Origin of the sequence: Streptomyces sp. LS1784 (assembly GCF_020103755.1) — a bacterium.
Classification (GTDB): domain Bacteria; phylum Actinomycetota; class Actinomycetes; order Streptomycetales; family Streptomycetaceae; genus Kitasatospora.
The window spans coordinates 1-1,150 of the sequence record NZ_JAHSQD010001100.1 but is presented as its reverse complement, the minus strand read 5'-3'; the positions used below and the strand labels follow the sequence as shown (position 1 = coordinate 1,150).

The following is a 1,150-nucleotide window of genomic DNA, read 5'->3' as shown; positions in this document are numbered from 1 at the left end:
GGGCCAGCCCGGACCGCCGTGGCAGCAGCAGCCGCAGGCCCCGCAGCCCAGCGCGTTCCAGCAGGCCGCCGCCCCGCAGCAGACCGCGCACGGCGCGCCGCTCGGCTACACCGCCGCCGTCGAGCTGTCCTCGGACCGGCTGCTGCGCAGCCAGCCCAAGCAGCAGCGCCAGCAGCCGCGGTTCCAGTTCGGCGGCAAGGCCGCGGCGGCCGAGAAGGCCCGCAAGCTGGAGATCATCCGCACCCCGGTGCTGAGCTGCTACCGGATCGCCGTGATCAGCCTCAAGGGCGGCGTCGGCAAGACCACGACCACCACCGCGCTCGGCGCGACCCTGGCCAGCGAGCGCCAGGACAAGGTGATCGCGATCGACGCCAACCCGGACGCCGGCACCCTGGGCCGCCGCGTCAAGCGCCAGACCGGCGCGACCATCCGCGACCTGGTGACGGCCATCCCGCACCTGCGCAGCTACATGGACATCCGGCAGTTCACCTCGCAGGACCTGAACTCGGGCCTGGAGATCCTGGCGAACGACGTCGACCCGGCGGTCTCGACCACCTTCAACGACTCGGACTACCGCCAGGTGATCGACGTGCTGGGCCGCCAGTACCCGATCATCCTGACCGACTCCGGCACCGGCCTGCTGTACAGCGCGATGCGCGGGGTGCTGGACCTGGCCGACCAGCTGATCATCGTCTCCACCCCCAGCGTGGACGGCGCCTCCAGTGCCTCGACCACCCTGGACTGGCTCTCCGCGCACGGCTACGCGGACCTGGTGCAGCGCAGCATCACGGTGGTCTCCGGGGTGCGCGAGACCAGCAAGATGATCAAGGTCGAGGACATCGTCGCGCACTTCCAGACCCGCTGCCGCGGCGTGATCGTGGTGCCGTTCGACGAGAGCCTGGCGGCCGGCGCCGAGGTCAACCTCGACATGATGCGGCCCAAGGTCCGGGAGGCCTACTTCGAGCTGGCCACCCTGGTCGGCGAGGACATCATCCGGGCCCAGCAGGCCGCCCAGCAGGCCGGCTGGCAGCAGCAGGCGCACGCCGGCTACCCGCAGCCCGGCGGCCAGCCGTACGCCGACCCACAGCAGCAGCCCTACCCGCAGCAGGCCGGCCAGCCCGCCCCCGGGGCGCCATGGGCCCCGCAGCCC

1 protein-coding gene is annotated in these 1,150 nt (G+C 72.4%); it reads left to right on the top strand.

The genetic code is table 11. From position 1 onward, the window contains the following. The coding region (locus tag KS423_RS45920; protein WP_224285580.1) for a MinD/ParA family protein at positions 1 to 1,150 on the top strand (1,150 nt) is incomplete at both ends.